This is a genomic window from Saccharopolyspora galaxeae (assembly GCF_016526145.1).
Lineage (GTDB): Bacteria > Actinomycetota > Actinomycetes > Mycobacteriales > Pseudonocardiaceae > Saccharopolyspora_C > Saccharopolyspora_C galaxeae.
This window is the reverse complement of the sequence record NZ_JADDUE010000005.1, coordinates 59,479-78,781: the sequence shown is the minus strand read 5'-3', so window position 1 is coordinate 78,781 and position 19,303 is coordinate 59,479. Positions and strand designations below refer to the sequence as shown.

Here is a 19,303-nt window from a genome sequence, read left to right as displayed (position 1 = left end):
CCCCACTGCCTTGCCCCCGGGCGGCGCTGTCCGATGTAGTGGCAGCGACATCGATCGGTGCCGCAGCGTCGCGGGAAGGCGGGGTCCCAGCATGGCCGGAGACAGCATGGCCGAAGACGAGTCCGTGGCGCGCGCACGCCAGCACGCGATCGGCGATCTCCTGCACCGGACCGCCCGGCGCAACCCGCACAAGCTCGCCGTGGTGGCCGGTGCGCAGCGGTTCAGCTACGCGGAGTTCGACGCCGCGGTGAACCGGACCGCGCACGCGCTTGCCGAGCGCGGGCTGGTCAAGGGCGACCGGCTGGCGCTGCTGAGCCGCAATTCGTGGCAGTTCGCGGTGATCGCGTTCGCCACCGCCAAGCTGGGTGTGGTGCTGGTGCCGATCAACTTCATGCTCACCGCCGACGAGATCGCCTACATCCTCGGCCATTCCGGGGCCGGCGGCGTGATCGTCGAGGATTCGCTGGGCACCACGGCCGAGCAGGCGCTGCACCAGGCCGATGTCCGCGGTGGCGTCCGCGGCTGGATCCCGCTCGGCGGCCAGGACCCGTCGCCCGGGTGGGAAAGCGTGGACCCCTGGTGGCAGGACGGCCCGGCGCACGCCCCCGACGTGCTCATCGCCGATGACGACCCGCTGCGCCTGATGTATACCTCGGGCACCGAGTCGCGGCCGAAGGGCGCGATGCTCAGCAGCCGCTCGCTGATCGCGCAGTACGTCAGCTGCATCGTCGACGGCGGCATGAGCGCCGACGACGTCGAGGTGCACGCGCTGCCGATGTTCCACTGCGCGCAGCTGGACTGCTTCTTCTCCACCGACGTCTACCTCGGCGCGACCAACGTCATCCTGCCCGGCCCCGACCCGGCGGCGCTGCTGGCGACGATCGAGCGGGAGCGGGTCACCAAGCTGTTCTGCCCGCCTACGGCGTGGATTTCGCTGCTGCGCCACCCGGATTTCGACAAGACGGATTTGTCCAGTCTGCGCAAGGGTTACTACGGTGCGTCGCCGATGCCGGTGGAGATCCTGCGGGAGCTGCGGGAGCGGTTGCCCGGCGTGGCGCTGTGGAACTTCTACGGGCAGACCGAGATGGCCCCGCTGGCCACGATCCTGCGCCCGCACGAGCAGCTGGAACAGGCGGGCAGCGCGGGTGTCGCGGCGACCAATGTGGAGACTCGGATCGTCGACGAGCGCGACGAACCCGTCGCACCCGGCGAGGTCGGGGAGATCGTGCACCGCAGCCCCCACGCCGCGCTGGGCTACTACAACGACCCGGACAAGACCGCGGAGGCCTTCCGCAACGGCTGGTTCCACACCGGCGACCTCGGCACCTTGACCGCGGACGGCTACCTCTCGGTGGTCGACCGGAAGAAGGACATGATCAAAACCGGCGGGGAGAACGTCGCCAGCCGCGAAGTGGAGGAGGCCGTCTACGAACTCGCCGGGGTGGCCGAGGTCGCGGTGTTCGGCATCGCCCACCCGCGTTGGGTGGAGGCGGTCACCGCGGTCGTGGTGCTCAAGGACGGCGTCGCGCTCACCGGCGAGGACGTCCGCACGCACCTTTCCGGCAGGCTGGCCGGGTTCAAGCGGCCGAAGTACGTCGTGTTCACCGATGCGCTGCCGAAGAACCCCAGCGGCAAGATCCTCAAGCGGCAGCTGCGCACCGATTACCAGTCACTGTCCGAACAGGACGGATGAGCGCGGCGAACCGCCGCCCTCGCCCGGCGTCGCGGGCGAGGGCGGCGCATCCGGTCACGGCCGCGGAATGTTGCGCAGGTTGCTGCGCGCCAGGTCGAGCATCTTGCCGACACCGCCGCTGAGCACGGTTTTGCCCGCGGCCAGCGCGAATCCGCGCACCATCTCACGGCTGATCTTCGGCGGGATGGACAGCGCGTTCGGGTCGGTGACCAGCTCGACCACCGCCGGGCCCGGCTCGGCCAGCGCCTTGCTCAGCGCCTCGCGGACGTCGCCGGGCTCGGTCACCCGCCGCGAGCGGATCCCGCAGGCTTCGGCGATGGCGCTGAAGTCGACCGGCGCGTGGTCGGTCTCGTAGTCCGGCAGCCCGTCGACCATCATCTCCAGCTTGACCATGCCGAGGCTGGCGTTGTTGAACAGCACCACCTTCACCGGCAGGTCGTAGGCGGCGAGCGTGAGCAGATCGCCCATCAGCATGGCCAGCCCGCCGTCGCCGGAGACCGAGACGACCTGCCTGCCGGGCTCGGCCAGCTGCGCCCCGATCGCGTGCGGCAGCGCGTTGGCCATGCTGCCGTGCCGGAACGAACCGACGACGCGGCGCTTGCCGTTCGGAGTGAAGTACCGGGACGCCCACACGTTGCCCATCCCGGTGTCCACTGTGAACACGGTGTCGTCGGCGGCGACGTCGTCCAATATGGACGCCGCGTACTCCGGGTGGATCGGTTTGTGGTCCTCGATCCTGGTGGTGTAGGCGTCGACGACCTTCTCCAGGGCGCGGGCGTGCTCGTGCAGCGTCCGGTCCAGGAACTCGCGGTCGGTGCGCTGCGCCAGCTTCGGCAGCAGGCCGTCGATCGTCGCCTTGACGTCGCCGTGCACGCCGAGGTCCAGCGTGGTGCGCCGACCCAGCCGCTCCGGATCGATGTCCACCTGCACGGTCCTGGCCTGCGGCAGGAAGTCGTCGTAGGGGAAGTCGGTGCCCAGCAGCACGACCCGGTCGGCTTCGTGCATCGCGTCGTGGCAGGCGCCGTAACCGAGCAGCCCGCTCATGCCGACGTCGTAAGGATTGTCGTGCTGGATCCACTCCTTGCCGCCGAGCGAGTGCCCGACCGGGGCGTTCAGCCGCCCGGCCAGCTGCATGACCTCGTCGTGCGCGTCGGCGCAGCCCGCGCCGCAGAACAGCATGACCTTCTTGCTGTCGTCGAGCAGTCCGGCGAGTTCGTCGAGCTGCTCCTCGCGCGGAACGACGGGCGCCGACGGGGGAAGCGTGACCTGCTCCTGATCGGGGTGCGCGGCCTTCTGCTCGGAGACGTCGCCGGGCAGCGTCAGCACCGACACGCCACCGCGCCCCAGCGCGGTCCGCATCGCGGTGCGCAGCAGCCGCGGCATCTGCCCGGACTGCGACACCAGCTCGCTGAAGTGGCTGCACTCCTGGAACAACCGGTCGGGGTGGGTCTCCTGGAAGAACCCGGTGCCGATCTGCGCGGACGGGATGTGCGAGGCGATGGCCAGCACCGGGGCGCCGCTGCGGTGCGCGTCGTACAAGCCGTTGATCAGGTGCAGGTTGCCCGGGCCGCAACTGCCCGCGCACACCGCCAGCTCGCCGGTGACCTGGGCCTCGGCGGCGGCCGCGAACGCCGCGGTCTCCTCGTGCCGAACGTGGACCCACTCGATCCCGTCGGTGCGGCGCACCGCGTCCACGATCGGATTGAGGCTGTCGCCGACGATGCCGTAGATCCGGCGGACACCTGCGTTGCGCAAGGTGTGCACCAGCTGCTCGGCCACTGTGGTCACGTTCGACCTCCCTCGTTTCCGGTTGCACTTCCAGGCTGCCGCAGTACTCCTGATGCGTCCAATGCCTGGATGTCCTGAGCCTCATGCGGTGGGAGCATGAGTGCCATGGAACTGCAGGTCTTGCGCTACTTCCAGGAGGTCGCCGACGGGGCGACGGTGACCGGCACCGCATCCCGCGCGCACCTCACGCAGTCGGCGTTGTCCCGCGCGCTGGGCCGGCTGGAGCACGACCTCGGCGCGGCGTTGTTCCAGCGGGTCGGCCGGTCGCTGCGGCTGACCACCGCGGGCCGGGTGTTCAAGGAGTACGCGGACACCATCTTGGAGCAGTACGACCGCGCCGGACGAGCCGTCGCCGAAACCGTCGACCCCGAGGCGGGCGTGATCCCGCTGGCGTTCCTGCACACCTTGGGGACCTGGCTGGTTCCGCCGCTGCTGAGCGGTTTCCGCGAGCAGTACCCGCGCACCCGCTTCCAGCTGCGCCAGCACGGCGAGGAGGCGCTGCGCCGCGAGCTGCTGGACGGCACCGCCGACCTGGTGATCACCAGCGGTGATCCGGGCGATCCGCTGATCCGCTGGCAGCGGTTGCTGGTGGAACCGCTGCGGCTGGCCGTCCCGCCGCACCACCGGCTGGCCCGGCGCAGGCGGGTGCGGCTCGCCGAAGCCGCCGGGGAGACGTTCATCCTGCTGCGTCAGGGGTACGGGCTGCGCGCGCGGACCGAGGACCTGTGCGGGCAGGTCGGTTTCACCCCCAGCATCGGTTTCGAGGGCGAGGAGGTCGACACCCTGCGCGGCCTGGTCACCGCCGGTCTGGGCGTTTCGCTGCTGCCGCTGCCGCAGACGGCCACGGACCCGCCGTCCACGACCGAGCCGCCGGCGCCGCACTTGGAGGTCACCGACGTGGAAAGCAGCCGCGACATCGGGTTGGCCTGGCTCGCGGGCCGCGCGCTGCCGCCCGCCTCGGAGCGGTTCCGCGAACACGTGCTCAGCCACCCGGCGCGGGCGATGAGCTGACGCCGCGACAACTGCTACGAAGTGAATAGGGGGACCGTTCGCCCCACCTATTCGGTCGAGCGAGTCCTTCACGCCCATGAATCCCCGATGAAGGAGACCGCACGTGCGCACCATTCGTGATGTTGCTGCACCGTTGCACATGCTCGATCCGGACGCCCCCGATGCGTCCGATCTCGAGGCGTTGCGCGAGGTGGTCGGCGACGCCCGCGTCGTCTGCCTCGGGGAGAGCGCGCACTTCACCACCGAGTTCGCCCTGCTGCACGACCGGGTGCTGCGGTTCCTGGTCCGCGAACTCGGTTTCTCCGCGTTCGTGCTGGAATCCGGGCTGCCGGAAGGCTTGGCCGTGGACGACTGGGTGCGCGGCGGAGCCGGGGACGTCGCGGAGATCGCCCGCACCGGGATCACCTGGTCGCTCGGCCGTTGCAGCGAGATGCACGACCAGTTGCGCTGGATGCGCGAGCGCAACCGAGCCGCAAGGCCGGTGCGCTTCTACGGGATGGACGTGCCCGGTTGGTGCCTGAATCCCGCGCCCGGCGTCGCCGGTTGTCTCGCCCGGATCCCCGCGCGGGCAGGCGACGGCGAGCTGCTGGCCACTGCCGACCTGGGTGCACCCGGTAAAGCACCGGCCCCGGATGCGCCGGGACCTGATACGGCGACAGTCCCGGACGGGCTGGAGCAGCGGATCGACGAACTCGTCGAACGGGCCGAGTCGGCAGCCGACCGGCTTGCGCTGCGCTGCGCCCGCGGCGCCCGCAGCGTGCTCGAGTTCCGCCGTGGCGGTCTTTATCCCGCACCCGGGCGCAACCTGCGCAACGAGGTGATGGCCGAGAACCTGCGGTGCATCCTGCAACGCGAGGAGCGCATCGTCGTTGCAGCGCACAACGTGCACCTGCAACGCACGCCCGCCTTCGACGGCACCGCGGCCATCGGCGGCCTGCTGGCTGCCGAGCTCGGCGAGGACCTGGTCGTGATCGGCACGACCCGCGGCCCGGGCATCGTGCCGGACGTCGATCTCGACGCCGAGCCGTCGCAGCGCTTCGCCACACCGGCCGGACGGATCACTCCACCACCGCATTCGCTGGACGCGATCCTGGACACCGCGGGCCTCCCGCACCACCTGGTGGACCTGCGGCGCGCACCCGCGGAGCTGTTCACCGGGGTCACCTGCATGGCCGGGGAGAACCTCCTGGTCGACATCGATCCGCGGCAAGCCTTCGACGCCGTCATCCACGTCCGGCAGATCACTCCAGCACGCGGCACAGCCGACTGAGGCCGCGCCGCTCAGGACCGCCAGCGGGAGAGGCGGCGTTCCAAGGTCACCAGGGTCTGGTTGAACGCCAACCCGAGCAGCGAGATCGTGATGATGCCCGCGTACATCTGCGGGACCTGGAAGTTGTACTGCGAGGTGTTGATGAGGTAGCCGATGCCCGCCTTGGCGCCGACCATTTCGGCCGCGACCAGCACGAGGATCGAGTTCGCCGCGGCGAGCCGGATCCCGGTGAACACCATCGGGACCGCGGCGGGCAGTACGACCTTGGTGAACACCGCCGTCGAGCCGAATCCCAGCGACCGCGCCGATTTGATCAGCAGCGGGTCCACCGTGCGGACCGCGCTGATGGTGTTGAGCAGGATCGGCCAGGTGCAGGCGAACACGATCAGCGCGATCTTCGAGGACTCGCCCAGGCCGAGCAGCAGCACGAACACCGGTAGCAGCGCGAGTGCCGCGGTGTTGCGGAACAGTTCGAGCAGCGGGTTGAGCAGTTCGCCGACCAGCCGGTACCAGCCGATCACGACGCCCAGCGGCACCGCGACGACGATGGCGATGCCGAAGCCCGCGACGGAACGGCCCAGACTCGCCCCGAGGTTCTCCCACAGCTGCCCGTTCGCCGCGAGCTGCACCCACTGTCCCAGTACTTCGCTGAACGGTGGCAGGAAGATGCTGTCGGCCAGCCCGATGCGCGGCGCGAGTTCCCACACCAGCAGGAAAACCACGATTGCCGCCGAGGACTTCAGCACGCGCTCGGCGACGTGCCGCGCCGGAATCGCCGACGTGGCACCGGAAGTGGCGGGTGGTGCGATGCTAGCCAATCGAGATTACCTCAGGGTCTTGGTCGTTCGACGGCGCGTCCTGCGATTCCCGGGCGGCCGCGCGCTCGGCTTGCTGCGCGCGGTCCACTTCGGAGCGCAGCAGGCTCCACACGTGGTGGCGGTAGTGCGCGAACTCGGGTGCGGAGCGGACGTCCGCGGTGCGCTCGCCCAGATCGATGTCGACGACGTCCTTGACCGTGCCCGGCCGCGATGTCAGCACCGCCACCCGCTGCCCGAGGTGCACCGCCTCGTCGATGCCGTGCGTGATGAACACGATGGTCTTGCCGGTGCGTTGCCACAGCCGCAGCAGCTCGTCCTGCAGCGTTTCCCGTGTCTGCGCGTCGAGGGCGGCGAACGGCTCGTCCATCAGCAGCACGTCCGGGTCGAAGGCGAGGCTGCGCGCGATCGCGACGCGCTGCTTCATCCCGCCGGAGAGCTCGTGCGGGTAGCGGTCGGCGAACCCGGACAGGCCGACCAGATCCAGGTGTTCCCGCGCGCGTTCGCGGCGCTGCGCGGCGGGCACCTTCTTCGCCTCCAACCCGAATTCCACATTGGACTGGGCGGTGCGCCACGGCAGCAGCGCGTACTGCTGGAACACGACACCTCGGTTGAGCCCCGGCCCGGTGATCGGCGTGCCGTCCAGCAGGATCCGCCCGGTAGTCGGTGCGTCCAGCCCGCCCAGCAGGTCCAGCAGCGTCGATTTGCCGGACCCGCTCGGCCCGACGATCACGGCTAGTTCGCCGGAGCGGATCCGCAGGTTCACGTCCTGCAGCGCGGTGAGCTCGCCGTCCGGCGCACCTCTGCCCCCGCGCACGGGGAAAGTTCGGGACACGCCCTCGAAACTGATCTCGGCCATGGTCTCCTCAGTTCTGCGCGCTCGCGCGGAACGGGTTGAATTCGTTGGTGTAGAGCCCGCGGACGTCGACCGCGCCCGGGGCGACTCGCCCGCTGGTGGTCAGCCGATCCAGCCACGTGGTGAACTCGCGGTCCTGGATCAGCCCCCCGGGGCTGGGAACTCCAGGGGAACGCCAGTAGGACACGGTGCTGAGGTCCTCGTTCCGGCCGCGTCTGCGGATGATGTCGGAGTAGCGGGCCACGACCTCGTCGCGCGGCCGGGTCTGCGCCCAATGCACCGCGTTCGCGGTGCCCGTGACCAGTTGGCGAGTGGTTTCCGGGTTCCGCTCGATGAACTCGTCCCGCAGGACGTAGCAACCGGCCGTGAACGCGCCCAACATGCCGAAGTCGCTGAACACCGACCGCAGGCCGCCGTGCGCGAGCGCCTTCTCGCGCTTGACGTCGGACAGCGACGAAACGTCGAGCTGGCCGGACCGCAACGCCTGCTCGGCACTCACCGGCGGAACCACCACCAGCTGCACCGAGTCGACCTCGTCCTGGGTGAGGCCGCCGCGCTCCAGGTAGATCGCGAGCACGTCCTCGTAGTGCGCTCCGAGCGTGTTCACGCCGACCTTCTTGTCGATGAAATCGCGCGGCCCGCGGATCGGGCTGCGCTGCATGGCGTAGTAGCCGCCGTAGCTGAGGGCGTCGGCACCGTAGTAACCCACGACCGCGGTGACGGGTGCCCCCGCGGCGGCGAGCCGCACGATGGCTCCGTTGAAGGCACCGCCGATGTCGGTGTCGCCGGTGACGGTGGCCTGGATGTCCTGCGGACCGCTGGTGGTGTTGCCGATCCACTCCAGCCGGACGTCCCCGAGCAGTCCGAGATCTTCGGCCAGTTCCGGGTAGAGGACTTCGCCGCTCCAGCCTTGGTAGCGGATCACGTTCGTCCGCGGGGAAGCGCTGCTGTGCGCGCATCCACTGAGGACGGAGGTGGTGGCGAGGCCGGACAAGCCGCGCAGGACGGCTCGTCGATCGATCGTGCTGGACACGGTGAACTCGCTTTCGCGGGCACTTCGCGGCAGGGCGCGGTGCGGGCGGAGGTGCTGCGGACGGCGCAGGCCGCAGCGAGCTGAAGACGACCGCCGGGACGGCGGTCAGTGCGGGGCAGCGGTGGTGGTCAGCGGCAGCGGACGCGCGTGCGGTGACACGAGGCGCTGTTCGCGCGGTGACACTGGGCGCTGTTGGCGCGGTGACACGGCGCGCTGCTCCCGCGGCGACACCGGGCGCTGTTCGCGCGGCAGCAGTCCACGCAACGGCGCCGCACCAGAACGAGCCCTGCTGACATGGCGGAGATGCAATCCGCTCCGCCCGGCGGGCGTCAAGCTCGCGATCGAATCCACCCGGAGGTTTCCGAATGCCGGGACGACGCCGGGCGTGATTGACCGGCTGTCGCGGACGTGCTTGCATCCAGCTCATGCGGCCGTTGCTGGTGTTCCGCGAGCACATCGACCTGGTGCGCGTCGCGTCCGCGGTCTGTCACCGCGGCTGAGCCCGCTCGCCTGAACCTTCGCCGCACGAGCCGACAGTGCCGTGCGTGCGCGCTTTTGGGGTCGTTTCAGTATGGTTTTGGTCTTGTCTTGTCAGCGGCGGAGCCGCTGAGCAGCGACCATGCAAGCAACCGGACCACCGGCGGGTTCTCAGCGGCTTCCTCGCGAGGACAGCGATTTCGCCGCGTATGGGCATACGTCAGAAATTGATCCCGCAGCGAGGAAGCCGCTGAGGTTCCGCTACCCGCACCGCTACGCAAATCATTCTGAAGGAATTCTTAGTCCTTTGTGGATCTCCAGCCAGGAGGCTGAACATGACCAACGAGAACCTGAAGTCGGACGTGCTGCGCGTCGCAGGCCGCATCGGAGCCGAGATCACCGGTGTGCAGCTGGCCGACCGGCTTTCCGAAGAGACCGTCGCGCACATCCGGAACGCCCTGCTGCAGCACAAAGTCGTCTTCTTCCGGGGGCAGCACGGGCTCACCGACGACGAGCAGGTCGAGTTCGCCGCGCGGCTCGGCACCGTGACCACCGCTCACCCCACGGTCCCGGGCGAAGAGCACGCCGCGCACGTACTCCCGCTGGACGCCGACCGCGGCGCGCGGGCGAATTCCTGGCACACCGACGTCACGTTCGTCGAGAATCCGCCCGCGTTCTCGGTGTTGCGGGCCGTTACCGTGCCTCCCTACGGCGGGGACACGGTGTGGGCGAACACCGTGGCGGCCTACGAAGGGCTCACCCCCGAGTTGCAAGAGCTCGCGGGGCGACTCCGGGCGTTGCACTCGAACGCCTACGACTACGCGGCGAAACGCCCCAACCCGACCGACGCCGAGCAGGAGCGGCACAAGCAGTTCGTCTCGACGGTCTACGAGACCGAGCATCCGGTGGTGCGGGTGCACCCCGAAACGGGAGAACGTTCGCTGCTGCTCGGGCATTTCGTGCAGCGGTTCCTCGGATTCGGCAAGTCGGACACGGCGCGGCTGTTCGACCTGCTGCAATCGCACGTGACCCAGCTGGAGAACACCGTCCGGTGGCGGTGGGCTCCCGGCGACGTGGCGATCTGGGACAACCGCGCCACCCAGCACTACGCGGTCGACGACTACGGCGAGCTGGCGCGCAAGGTCAGCCGGGTCACCGTCGCCGGTGATGTGCCGGTGGACGTCGAGGACGGGCGCAGCGTGGCGCGCCGCGGCGACGCTGCGGCCTACTCCGCGGGCAGCGCGGCGTAGGCCGCCGCCTTCCCGGAGTCCACTGAGGACCGAGCCCGGTCCGCGAGACGCGAAGGATCCCGATGTCGCAACGCCGATTGCACCTGAACGCCTTCCTGATGAACGCAGGTCACCACGAAGCCGCCTGGCGCCTGCCGGAGAGCGACCCATTCGCGGCGACCCGCCTGGACCATTACGTGCACCTGGCGCAGGCCGCCGAGCGCGGCACGTTCGACTCGCTGTTCCTCGCCGACAGCCCGGTGCTGCGCGCCGACGTGGGCCAGCGCCCGGCGGTCGCGCTGGAACCGACCCTGCTGCTGACCGCGCTCGCCTCGGCCACCAGCCGGATCGGGCTCATCGCCACCGCGTCGACGACCTACGAACAGCCGTACAACCTCGCGCGGAGGTTCTCGGCGCTGGACCACCTCAGCGGTGGCCGCGCGGGCTGGAACATCGTCACGAACGCGACGGTCGAGGCGGCGCGGAACTTCAGCTTCGACGACTTGCCCGCGCCCGACCTGCGCTACCGCCGCGCGGCGGAGTTCGTCGAGGTCGCGAGCAAGCTCTGGGACAGCTGGGAGGACGACGCGCAGGTCGGGGACAAGGACGGTGTGTGGGCGGACGCCGCGAAGGTGCACCCGATCCGGCATCGCGGCGAGTTCTTCGGCGTCGACGGACCGTTGAACGCACCGAGATCGCCGCAGGGCCGTCCGCTGCTGGTGCAGGCAGGATCCTCGGAGGACGGCAAGGATCTCGCTGCCCGCTACGCCGAGGCGGTGTTCACCGCGCAGCAGACGTTGAACGACGGCAAGGCCTTCTACGCGGACTTGAAGCAACGCGCCGCCGAGCGCGGCCGGGAACCGGACGAGATCAAGATCCTGCCCGGCATCGTCCCGGTGATCGGTTCGACCGAGTCGGAGGCGCAGCGCAAGGATTCCGAGCTTACCGAGCGCATCGTGCACGGCTACGCCCTCGCACGGCTGGCCGACACGCTGGGGATCGAACTCGGTGAGCGGGATCTGGACCGGCCGCTGCCGGACGACCTGCCGGGCGAGGAGCGGATCGAGACCGCCAAGAGCCGCTACGCGCTCGTCGTCGACCTGGCACGCCGGGAGAAGTTGACCGTGCGCCAGATCATCCACCGCCTCGGCGGCGGGCGCGGGCACCGCACGTTCACCGGCACGCCGGAGCAGGTCGCGGACACCATCGAGCACTGGTTCACCGCGGGCGCCGCCGACGGGTTCAACATCATGCCCGCGGTGCTGCCGTCCGGATTGGACGAGTTCGTGGACCACGTCGTGCCGATCCTGCGGGCGCGCGGCCTGTTCCGTTCCGACTACGGCGGAAGCACCCTGCGTGAGCACTACGGCCTGGCCCGCCCGGCGAACCGGTTCGCGCCCGGAGAAGGCACCGCATTGCCGCGTTGAGCTTCGACCGCGCTACCTACCCGCGCCACCGGGTGTATCCAAAGTAGACGATCGGGTCAGGAAGGCACGACCGGTGCCACGTAACCGTCCGAGGCCGCGGTCCAGTCGGCACTGCGGGTCCACCCGGCGGTGCGGAGCCGTTCGTCGGCCTGTTCCGGTCCGGGCTGCCCGGCGGACAGCTCGAGCTCGACGACCGAGCTTCCCCGGTCGTCCCGGACGGTCACCGTCGGCGTCGGTCCGGTGTTGTTGAAATGCGCGTTGTTCGCCATCGTCGCTCACCCCGTGCGGTCGGTCCTGGAACTGCTGTACCCGTCCAGGCGGCCGGGCATGCTCGCCGAGCGGGTGCGGTCAGAGCCGGAACGCGATGCGCGGCTGCCGGTCGTTGAGGTCGTGGATGATCCGGGCCGCATCCTGCTCGCTGAGCACGTGCTCGGCCACGAGCCCGGCCAGGTGCGCGGCGTCGACCCGGCGCGCGGTGTCGTGCCGGGCCGGGATGGAGCAGAACCCGCGGGTGTCGTCGATGAACCCGGCGTTGCGGTGGAACCCGGCCGTTTCGGTGACGGCGTCGCGGAACCGCCGCATCGCCCGCGGCGCGTCCAGGAACCACCACGGTGCACCCAGGTACACCGATGGGTAGAAGCCGGCCAGCGGCGCGAGTTCGCGGGAGAAGACGGTCTCGTCGAGGGTGCACAGCACGGTTCGGAACCGGGGGTGGGTGCCGAACCGGGACAGCATCGGTCGCAGCGCTTCGGTGTACTCGGCGCGCATCGGGATGTCGTGGCCGGTGTCGGCGCCGAACCGGCGGAACGTCTCCGGGTGGTGATTGCGCATGCTGCCGGTGTGCAGCGCCATCACCAAACCGTCCTCGGTGGACATCCGGGCCATTTCGCCGAGCAGTTGGCGGGAAAGCCGCCGCGCTTCGCCGGGGTCGGCCCGTCCGGCGCGGACTCGGCGGAACAACCCGGATGCCTCGTCGGTGTCCAGGAACTCCATTCCCGCGTCTGGCGCGCTGTGGTCGGTGGCCGTCGCGCCGTTGGCCCGGAAGAACTCCCGGCGTTCTTCCAGTGCGCGGATCAATCCCGCGTAGTCACCGGTGTCGATGCCGCTGGCAGCAGCGAGGCGGTCGAGGGACTGCGGCCAGTCCGCCCGGGTGGCGTCGAGGTAGGCGTCCGGGCGGAACGTCGGCACCACCCGCCCGGACCAGCTGGGATCGGCGGCCAGTGCGCGGTGGTGGCGCAGCTCGTCGGCGGGATCGTCGGTGGTGGCCAGCACCTCGATGCCGAAGGACTCGAACAGTGCGCGGGGGCGGAACTCCGGTTCGCGGAGTCGGGCGGACAGTTCGTCGAACAGCTCGTCGGCGGTTTCGGCCGAGGGCTGCAGCCTCGCTCCCAGCACGTCGTGCAGCTCCGCCTCCAGCCATTGCCTGGAGGCCGTGCCCAGCAACAGCGGCCAATGCGCGCAGAACGTCCGCCACACCTCGCGCGGCTCGGCGGGGGCGGAACCGTCGCGGTCGGCCAGCCCGAGCCGCCGCATCGGCACGCCGTGCGCGTGCAGCAGGCGGGTCACGTAGTGATCGGGTGTCACCAGCAGGGCGGCGGGATCGCCGAACGGGCGGTCCGCGGCCAGCAACTCCGGATCGACGTGCCCGTGCGGGCTCAGCAGCGGAAGCTCCCGCACGCTGTCGTAGAGGCGGCGGGCGATGCCGCGCTGCCCGGGATCGGGCGGTAGCAGCCGATCGGGATGCGGCTGCAGGGGCGCGCGACCGCCGTAGCGGGCGGCGAGGTCGGATCCGGTGCTCGAGGTGCTGCCGCCGTCCATGCCGCACAGCTTCGCCGCCGGTCGATCGCCGCGACAACTAGTTGCCAGCAGTTGCCGGGCGGGGCGGCGCGGTGGAACCGCGGGTGACCAAGTGCGCCTCGAACACCATCGACTCCGGTGCGGACAACGGCTTGCCCAGCTGCGCGTCGAGGATGTCCACCGCGTACTTGCCGACCCGCTCGGTCGGCCCGGAGATCGTGGTCAGGGCCGGTGCGATCAGGTCGGCGCCGAAGATGTCGTCGCAGCCGACGAGGCTGAACTCGGCCGGAACCCGCACCCCGGCGGCTTGCAAGCGCTGCAGCGCCCCGATCGCGATGAGGTCGTTGTAGGCCAGCGCAGCGGTCGGGTTCCGCAGCATCAGCGCGTCGGCGGCTTCCTGACCGCCCTGCCGGTTCGGCGCGTACGGCCCGAGGAACTCCGCTTCCACACCCAGCGCACCGGTCTCTTCCTGCACCGCGCGCCAGCGGGCGCTGTTGATCCAGGAGTTGTGCGGCCCCGACAGGTAGGCGATGCGGCGGTGCCCGATGGCGGCGAGGTGGCGAACCGCCTTGCGCATCCCGTCCGCGGTGTCCACGACCAGGCTGGGCACGCCGTCGACGGCCCGGTTGACCATGACCAGCGCCCGGTACCGGGCGAGCCGGCGGATGGCCTCGTCGGAGAGCCTGGAGGTGGCCAGGATGGCGCCGCTGGCGGTCGCCAGCAGTTGCCGCAGGTTGCGCACCTCGACGCGCGGCGACTCGTCGCTGTCGGCCAGCGCGAGCGTGTAGTTGTTCGCCAGCGCCTGCTGCTGGGCCGACTTGATCAGGCTCGCGTAGTACGGGTTGGAGATGTCGGTGACGACCAGGGTCAGCGTCCTGGCCCGGCCCGGCGCTTCGGCGCGCGCCAGCGGGCGCGGGGTGTAGCCGAGCTGCTGCGCGGCGGAGTGCACCTTCTCCCTGGTCGCCGGATTCACCCGGCTCGGGTGGGAGTAGGTGCGGGAGACCGTCGAGGCGGCCAAGCCGCAGTGCTTCGCCACGTCGTAGATCGTCGGCCTGCCCACCTGAGTAGTCCTTTCGGCAGGATTTGCGTGGCGGTGCCGGTTGCTTGCACGGTCGCTGCTCAGCAGCTCCGCCGCTGACGAGGCTTGAAATTCCCGGAGCTTGCAGCCTCCCTGCAACCGTGCAGCAACCGGTTGCCACGCTAGTTCCCGAGTCCGGGTGGGAACAGGGTGCGTTACGGAGCCGTCGGCTGGGCCGCGGATTCGCGCTCGTCCTCGGCAAGGGCGGCGGTGATCTCCTCGGCGGCCGGGGGAGCGTCCCGGTGCAGCGTTCCTACGAGTCCGAACAGCGCCAGCGACACGAGCACCGGCGAGACCACGGTGATCGCTTCCTGCAGTTGCAGCACGTACTTGGTGACCGCGAACGTGATCAGCCCGCCTGCCCACGAGGACAGCGCCGCGGCCGGCCCGATGCGCCGGAACGGGCGCAGCATCCCCAGCATCATCGGGATCGAGATCGGCCCGATCAGCGCACCGACCCATGCGACGATGATGCCCAACACCCCGCCGAGGTTTTCGGCGTTGATGGCGATCACGACGCTGAGGAACACGAACGCCACGGTCAGCACCCGGCCCGCCGCCAGGAACTGCTTGTCGGTGAATCCCTTGGCACGGCGCCAGATCTTCGGCAGCACGTCGCGGGTCATCACCGCGGAGATGGCGGTGGCGTCGGAGGCGGCCATGGCCATCGTGTGCGAGAAGACGCCGACGAGCACCAGTCCGAGCAGGCCCGCGGGCAGGAATTGCAGGGCCATCTCGGCGTAGACGTCCTCCGGGTCGGACACCTGCACCAGCAGCGGCCCGGCGAACATCGGCAGCATCAGCACTACCGGCCACAGCAGGTACAAGCCGCTGGACAGCAGCGCGGTGCGGCGGGCGGCGCGGGCATCGGGGGTGGCGATGTAGCGCTGCGCCAGGTTCCACATGCCGCCGTTGTACTCGAAGGTCTTCACGATCACGTACACCAGCAGGAAGTAGGCGGGGTAGTCGCTCGTGGTCGGGTCGGTGTGCCCGGACGGCAGCGCGCTCCAGAACGTCGCGTAGTTCAACCCCTTGTCCGCCAACGCGATACCGACCGCCGCGATCATCGCGAACGCCGCGACGCCCTGGATGACGAACTGCCCGAGCTCGGTCAGCGCGTCCGCCCACAGGCCCCCGGCGGTGCAGTACACGAGCGTGACCACGGCGGTGATGACGATGCCCCGTACCAGCGGCACGCCGACGAACTCCTGCAGCAGCAGGGCGATCGCCGACCACTTCGCCGCCACGTCGAAGACCTTCAGCAGCGACCCGCTCCACGCCAGCACCTGCTGCGTGGTGACGTTGAACCGGCGCGCGAGGTACTCCAGCGGGGAGGCGATGCCGTAGTGCAGGCGCAGCCTGTTCCACTTCGGCGCGAACAGGAAGGCGCCGATGCCGGTGGCGATCGCGAGCGGGAACATGAACACGACGTAGGACACGATGCCCTGCTCGTAGGCCACTCCGGCGTAGGCGACGAACACGACCGCGCTGTAGCCGGACATGTGGTGCGAGATCCCGGCCAGCCACCACGGCATCCGCCCGCCTGCGGTGAAGAAGTCCGCGGTGTCTGCGACCTGGCGGTGCGCCCAGACCCCGATGCCCAGCATGACCAGCAGGTAGCCTGCCACGACCGCCCAGTCCAGCGGATGCATGTCGATTCCTCTCCCGGCGCCGGTACGGTTCGCTCCGTTCTCCGGCTTCCACCTCGTTGTGCGGGATCGCCGCGCGACTCGGCCCGCAGGCCGACTTCGAGCGCGTACAAGCTAGGCAAGCGCGCAACCGCGCGGCAATCGGTTGCCAACAGTTGCCTCGCTCCGGCCGGGGCGTGGGCTGCGCGGATCCGGCGCCGGCCGGCGTCGGCAACTCGCGGCAACTCCTTGGCTCCCGGCGGTTTCCGCGATGACGATCACACGACCGCCGGGTCGCGGCGTTCGGCCGGTCGGCCCGTGGAAGTGCTCAGGGCGTGCGCCAGCTAGGCGTGCGCGCCCGTCCGGATGGAGGAGCAGCATGGTCAACGCGCGGTTCTCCCGGCGTCAGGTCGTCCTCGGTGCCGCTGCGGTACCACTGGCATGGTCCGTCTTGCCGCGCGCGGTCTCCGCGGCACCGTCCCCTATGCGGGAACAGGTCGAGCTGGACACCGGTTGGTCGTTCCGCTTCGGCGAGCGGGGCGATTGGCAGCGCATTCGGTTGCCACACAGCTGGAACGCCCGCGACGGTCAGGACGGCGGTGACGATTACCGGCGCGGTGCCGGTTGGTATCGGCGCGAGTTGCCGTTGAGCGCGGAATCGGCCGGCAGGCGCGCCTTTCTGGAATTCGACGGTGCGAACACGACCACCGACGTGTGGCTCAACGGTGTTCACTTGGGACAGCACAGCGGCGGCTACACGCGGTTCCGGTTCGACGTGACCGAGGTGCTGCGCCCCGGTGCGAACGACTTGCTAGTTCGCGTGGACAACGGGGAAAATCCGGATGTGGCGCCACTTTCGGCGGACTTCACGTTCTTCGGCGGGCTGTACCGAGGTGTTCGCCTGCAGCTGACCGAGCCGGTGCACCTGGACTTGCTCGATCACGGCGGGCCGGGCGTCTACCTGCGGCAGCGCGAGGTTCGCGCGGATGCGGCCACGGTGGAGGTCACGGCGAAACTGGCCAACGATTCCGAGCAGGCCCAACACGTGGATGTGCGCGCCACGATCACTGATGACGATGGTCGCGTGGTGGCGGAGGAATCCGCGCCTGCCGTGTCCCTTGCCGCTGGCGGGCGGCGACAGTGCACCTTCCCGGTCCACATCGGATCACCGCGGCTGTGGAACGGGCGCGCCGACCCGCATGTGCACCGCGTGCAGGTGCAGCTGCGGGAGGTGGACACCGGCAGGCCGCTCGACGCGGTGACGGAACCGTTGGGACTGCGGACGTTCGCCGTCTCGCCGTCAGACGGGTTCTCGCTCAACGGCGAACCCCTGCGGCTGCGCGGTGTCAACCGCCACCAAGACCGGCGGGGCAAGGGATTCGCCGTCGACGACGGCGACCACGAGCAGGATTTCGCGCTGATGCGCGAGATGGGCGTCAACGCGCTGCGCACCGCGCACTATCCGCAGGACCCGCTGGTCTACGATCTCGCCGACTCCGCGGGTTTCGCGGTTTACACCGAGGTTCCGTGGGTCAACGAGATCACCGACTCAGCGGCTTTCCGGGACAACGTCAAGCAGCAGCTGCGCGAGCTGATCCGGCAGCACTACAACCACCCTTCGGTGCTGTTCTGGGGCATCGGCAACGAGCTGGGCTTCCACCAGACGGACAAGGACCCGCAGATCAACGCGCTGCTGGCAGAACTCGCCGAGCTGGTCCGCACCGAGGACCCGGAACGCGCCTCCGCCTACGCCAACGTGCTCAAACGCGCCGACGACGACCCGTTCACCGAGCACGCCGAGCTGTCCGGCTACAACCGCTACGAGGGCTGGTACGAGGGCACGGCAGACCAGTTCGGACAGTGGGCCGATTCCCTGCACGCCGCCGATCCGATGCGCAAGATCGCGGTTACCGAGTACGGCGCCGGAGCCAACATCGACCAGCACGGCCCCGCATCACTGGCCGCGCCACCGGTTCCGGACGGGCAGTGGCATCCCGAGGAATACCAGGCGTTGCTGCACGAATCCTTCATCGCCCAGATCGACGAGCGCCCGTACCTGTGGGGAACGTTCTTGTGGAACATGTTCGACTTCGCCTCCGACAGCCGCGATGAGGGCGCTGCGCCCGGCATCAACGACAAGGGTCTGGTCACCCACGACCGTGCCGTCCGCAAAGACGCCTTCCACTGCTACAAAGCACATTGGAGCGACGAAGCGGTTCTGCACATCACCAGCAGGCGGTGGACGCACCGAACGGAGCCGGACACGACCGTGCGGGTGTACTCCAACGCCGAATCGGTGGCACTGACCCTCAACGGCGCGCCGCTCGGCGACGGCACGCGCGACGGCCGGGTGTTCAGTTGGCCGGTGCGCTTGCGGCCGGGCTCGAACGTGCTCACCGCACAGGCCGAAGTGCACGGATCGGTGCACACCGACGAGGTCACCTGGCAGCTGAGCCAGCAGTGACGATGTCGTTCACCAAACGAACGTAGCGCGGATGCCTCGCCCGTCAGGGCGGGGAGTAAGCGCGTCCAGTCCGTGGGCGACGTGCCCAGCGGTGACCTACACAGGCGGACGCTGTTGTTGCTCGATGTACTGCCGCACTACCGATAGCGGCGCGCCACCCACGGAACCGGCGAAGTAGCTGCCGGACCACAGTCGGACGCCCTTCCAGTACGAGAACCGCAGGTCCTCGAACTCCTTCCGCAGCATCCGCGAGGACACACCCTTCAGGCTGTTGACCAGCTTGGACACGGCGACCTTGGGTGGGAAGTGTACGAGCAGGTGCACGTGGTTCGACTCGCCGTTGAACTCGGCCAATTCGGTTTCAAAGTCCTCACACACCGCCCGCATGACCTCTTCCATCCGCCGCAGGTGCGTGTCCTTCCGACCAAGGTTTCTCGCGAAGACCACGATGGCCCGTAAGGCCGCTGACGCTGCGATCGGCGCTACCAAGACTGCGCTGGTCGAGCAGGCCCGCAAGCACGACCGCGTGCTGCGGCTGGTCGACCCGAAGCACACCACGATGGACTGCGGACAGTGCGGCGCGAGAGCCAAGCACCGCCTGCCGCTGTCGGAACGTACCTACACCTGCACTGCGTGCGGAGCCTGGTCCCCGAGGGACAAGAACTCCGCACGCGTGATGCTAGTTCGGTTTCAACCCGGCTGATGTTGAGGGCGTGAGTCCTGACCGCGTGCAACGC

The 19,303-nt window shown here is 69.6% G+C and carries 17 protein-coding genes; 8 read left to right on the top strand and 9 right to left on the bottom strand.

All coding sequences use genetic code 11. The annotated features are described in order from the left end of the window. Positions 1-91: 91 nt before the first annotated feature. Positions 92-1,693: an acyl-CoA synthetase gene (locus tag INP57_RS13115; protein WP_200070473.1), complete on the top strand. Its 1,602-nt coding sequence runs from the start codon at positions 92-94 to the stop codon at positions 1,691-1,693. A 54-nt stretch (positions 1,694-1,747) separates the two neighbouring features. On the opposite strand, the gene INP57_RS13110 is transcribed toward INP57_RS13115, so the two are convergent. Next, positions 1,748-3,481, bottom strand: a complete 1,734-nt coding sequence (locus INP57_RS13110) for a pyruvate dehydrogenase (RefSeq protein ID WP_200070472.1) — start codon at positions 3,479-3,481, stop codon at positions 1,748-1,750. 96 nt (positions 3,482-3,577) lie between these two features. Between INP57_RS13110 and INP57_RS13105 the strand changes: the two genes are divergently transcribed. Together INP57_RS13105 and INP57_RS13100 are read left to right on the top strand one after the other, a co-directional pair. After that, positions 3,578-4,492 (top strand): LysR substrate-binding domain-containing protein, encoded by a 915-nt coding sequence (locus INP57_RS13105; RefSeq protein ID WP_233627504.1) that lies wholly within the window; start codon positions 3,578-3,580, stop codon positions 4,490-4,492. Positions 4,493-4,595: 103 nt separating this feature from the next. Continuing rightward, positions 4,596-5,762, top strand: a complete 1,167-nt coding sequence (locus INP57_RS13100; RefSeq protein ID WP_307850051.1) for an erythromycin esterase family protein — start codon at positions 4,596-4,598, stop codon at positions 5,760-5,762. Between the two features lie 11 nt (positions 5,763-5,773). On the opposite strand, the gene INP57_RS13095 is transcribed toward INP57_RS13100, so the two are convergent. From INP57_RS13095 to INP57_RS13085, 3 genes are read right to left on the bottom strand one after another with little or no spacing between them, the layout of a single operon-like run. Next, positions 5,774-6,571: an ABC transporter permease gene (locus INP57_RS13095; RefSeq protein ID WP_374220945.1), complete on the bottom strand. Its 798-nt coding sequence runs from the start codon at positions 6,569-6,571 to the stop codon at positions 5,774-5,776. A gap of 1 nt (position 6,572) precedes the next feature. After that, positions 6,573-7,436: an ABC transporter ATP-binding protein gene (locus INP57_RS13090; RefSeq protein WP_200070471.1), complete on the bottom strand. Its 864-nt coding sequence runs from the start codon at positions 7,434-7,436 to the stop codon at positions 6,573-6,575. 7 nt (positions 7,437-7,443) lie between these two features. Continuing rightward, positions 7,444-8,466, bottom strand: coding sequence for an ABC transporter substrate-binding protein (locus tag INP57_RS13085; protein WP_200070470.1), 1,023 nt, complete (start codon positions 8,464-8,466; stop codon positions 7,444-7,446). A gap of 425 nt (positions 8,467-8,891) precedes the next feature. Here INP57_RS13085 and INP57_RS30500 point away from each other — a divergent pair, with 425 nt between their 5' ends. The 3 genes from INP57_RS30500 (at position 8,892) to INP57_RS13075 (ending at position 11,599) form a co-directional block, all read left to right on the top strand. Then, on the top strand, positions 8,892-8,966 hold the full coding sequence (locus INP57_RS30500; RefSeq protein WP_367269011.1) for a putative leader peptide: 75 nt from the start codon (positions 8,892-8,894) through the stop codon (positions 8,964-8,966). Between the two features lie 312 nt (positions 8,967-9,278). Beyond that, positions 9,279-10,193 carry a TauD/TfdA dioxygenase family protein gene (locus INP57_RS13080; RefSeq protein ID WP_200070469.1) on the top strand — a complete coding sequence of 305 codons (915 nt, stop codon included), beginning with the start codon at positions 9,279-9,281 and terminating at the stop codon, positions 10,191-10,193. Positions 10,194-10,255: 62 nt separating this feature from the next. Then, the gene (locus tag INP57_RS13075; protein WP_200070468.1) at positions 10,256-11,599 is read left to right on the top strand and encodes an LLM class flavin-dependent oxidoreductase; all 1,344 of its coding nucleotides are present in this window, start codon (positions 10,256-10,258) and stop codon (positions 11,597-11,599) included. 56 nt (positions 11,600-11,655) lie between these two features. Here the strand turns inward: INP57_RS13075 and INP57_RS13070 are convergent, their stop codons facing one another. The 4 genes from INP57_RS13070 to INP57_RS13055 all read right to left on the bottom strand — a co-directional run bounded on the left by INP57_RS13070 (position 11,656) and on the right by INP57_RS13055 (position 16,126). Beyond that, the gene (locus tag INP57_RS13070) at positions 11,656-11,868 is read right to left on the bottom strand and encodes a hypothetical protein (protein ID WP_200070467.1); all 213 of its coding nucleotides are present in this window, start codon (positions 11,866-11,868) and stop codon (positions 11,656-11,658) included. Between the two features lie 79 nt (positions 11,869-11,947). Continuing rightward, a complete protein-coding gene (gene uxaC, locus INP57_RS13065; RefSeq protein ID WP_200070466.1) occupies positions 11,948-13,417 on the bottom strand; it encodes a glucuronate isomerase in 1,470 nt (489 codons plus the stop codon). Positions 13,418-13,454: 37 nt separating this feature from the next. After that, positions 13,455-14,456: a LacI family DNA-binding transcriptional regulator gene (locus INP57_RS13060; RefSeq protein ID WP_200070465.1), complete on the bottom strand. Its 1,002-nt coding sequence runs from the start codon at positions 14,454-14,456 to the stop codon at positions 13,455-13,457. 173 nt (positions 14,457-14,629) lie between these two features. Beyond that, positions 14,630-16,126 (bottom strand): sodium:solute symporter family protein, encoded by a 1,497-nt coding sequence (locus tag INP57_RS13055; RefSeq protein WP_200070464.1) that lies wholly within the window; start codon positions 16,124-16,126, stop codon positions 14,630-14,632. Between the two features lie 355 nt (positions 16,127-16,481). Between INP57_RS13055 and INP57_RS13050 the strand changes: the two genes are divergently transcribed. Beyond that, a complete protein-coding gene (locus tag INP57_RS13050; protein WP_200070463.1) occupies positions 16,482-18,566 on the top strand; it encodes a glycoside hydrolase family 2 protein in 2,085 nt (694 codons plus the stop codon). A 96-nt stretch (positions 18,567-18,662) separates the two neighbouring features. Here INP57_RS13050 and tnpA read toward each other — a convergent pair whose 3' ends face one another. Further along, positions 18,663-19,055: an IS200/IS605 family transposase gene (gene tnpA / locus INP57_RS13045; RefSeq protein ID WP_374220943.1), complete on the bottom strand. Its 393-nt coding sequence runs from the start codon at positions 19,053-19,055 to the stop codon at positions 18,663-18,665. On the opposite strand from tnpA, the gene INP57_RS30495 reads away from it, so the two are divergent. Next, on the top strand, positions 18,952-19,269 hold the full coding sequence (locus tag INP57_RS30495) for a zinc ribbon domain-containing protein (RefSeq protein WP_200070461.1): 318 nt from the start codon (positions 18,952-18,954) through the stop codon (positions 19,267-19,269). The two genes, tnpA and INP57_RS30495, sit on opposite strands and share 104 nt — an antisense overlap. The last annotated feature ends 34 nt before the right edge of the window (positions 19,270-19,303 follow it).

Bases quoted from the DNA above. Each gene is read 5' to 3' on its own strand.
- INP57_RS13075 (WP_200070468.1), top strand. From the start codon at position 10,256: ATGTCGCAACGCCGATTGCACCTGAACGCCTTCCTGATGAACGCAGGT.
- INP57_RS13115 (WP_200070473.1), top strand. From the start codon at position 92: ATGGCCGGAGACAGCATGGCCGAAGACGAGTCCGTGGCGCGCGCACGC.
- INP57_RS13055 (WP_200070464.1), bottom strand. From the start codon at position 16,126: ATGCATCCGCTGGACTGGGCGGTCGTGGCAGGCTACCTGCTGGTCATG.
- INP57_RS13050 (WP_200070463.1), top strand. From the start codon at position 16,482: ATGGTCAACGCGCGGTTCTCCCGGCGTCAGGTCGTCCTCGGTGCCGCT.
- INP57_RS13080 (WP_200070469.1), top strand. From the start codon at position 9,279: ATGACCAACGAGAACCTGAAGTCGGACGTGCTGCGCGTCGCAGGCCGC.
- INP57_RS30495 (WP_200070461.1), top strand. From the start codon at position 18,952: ATGACCTCTTCCATCCGCCGCAGGTGCGTGTCCTTCCGACCAAGGTTT.
- INP57_RS13105 (WP_233627504.1), top strand. From the start codon at position 3,578: ATGAGTGCCATGGAACTGCAGGTCTTGCGCTACTTCCAGGAGGTCGCC.
- INP57_RS13090 (WP_200070471.1), bottom strand. From the start codon at position 7,436: ATGGCCGAGATCAGTTTCGAGGGCGTGTCCCGAACTTTCCCCGTGCGC.
- INP57_RS13070 (WP_200070467.1), bottom strand. From the start codon at position 11,868: ATGGCGAACAACGCGCATTTCAACAACACCGGACCGACGCCGACGGTG.
- uxaC (WP_200070466.1), bottom strand. From the start codon at position 13,417: ATGGACGGCGGCAGCACCTCGAGCACCGGATCCGACCTCGCCGCCCGC.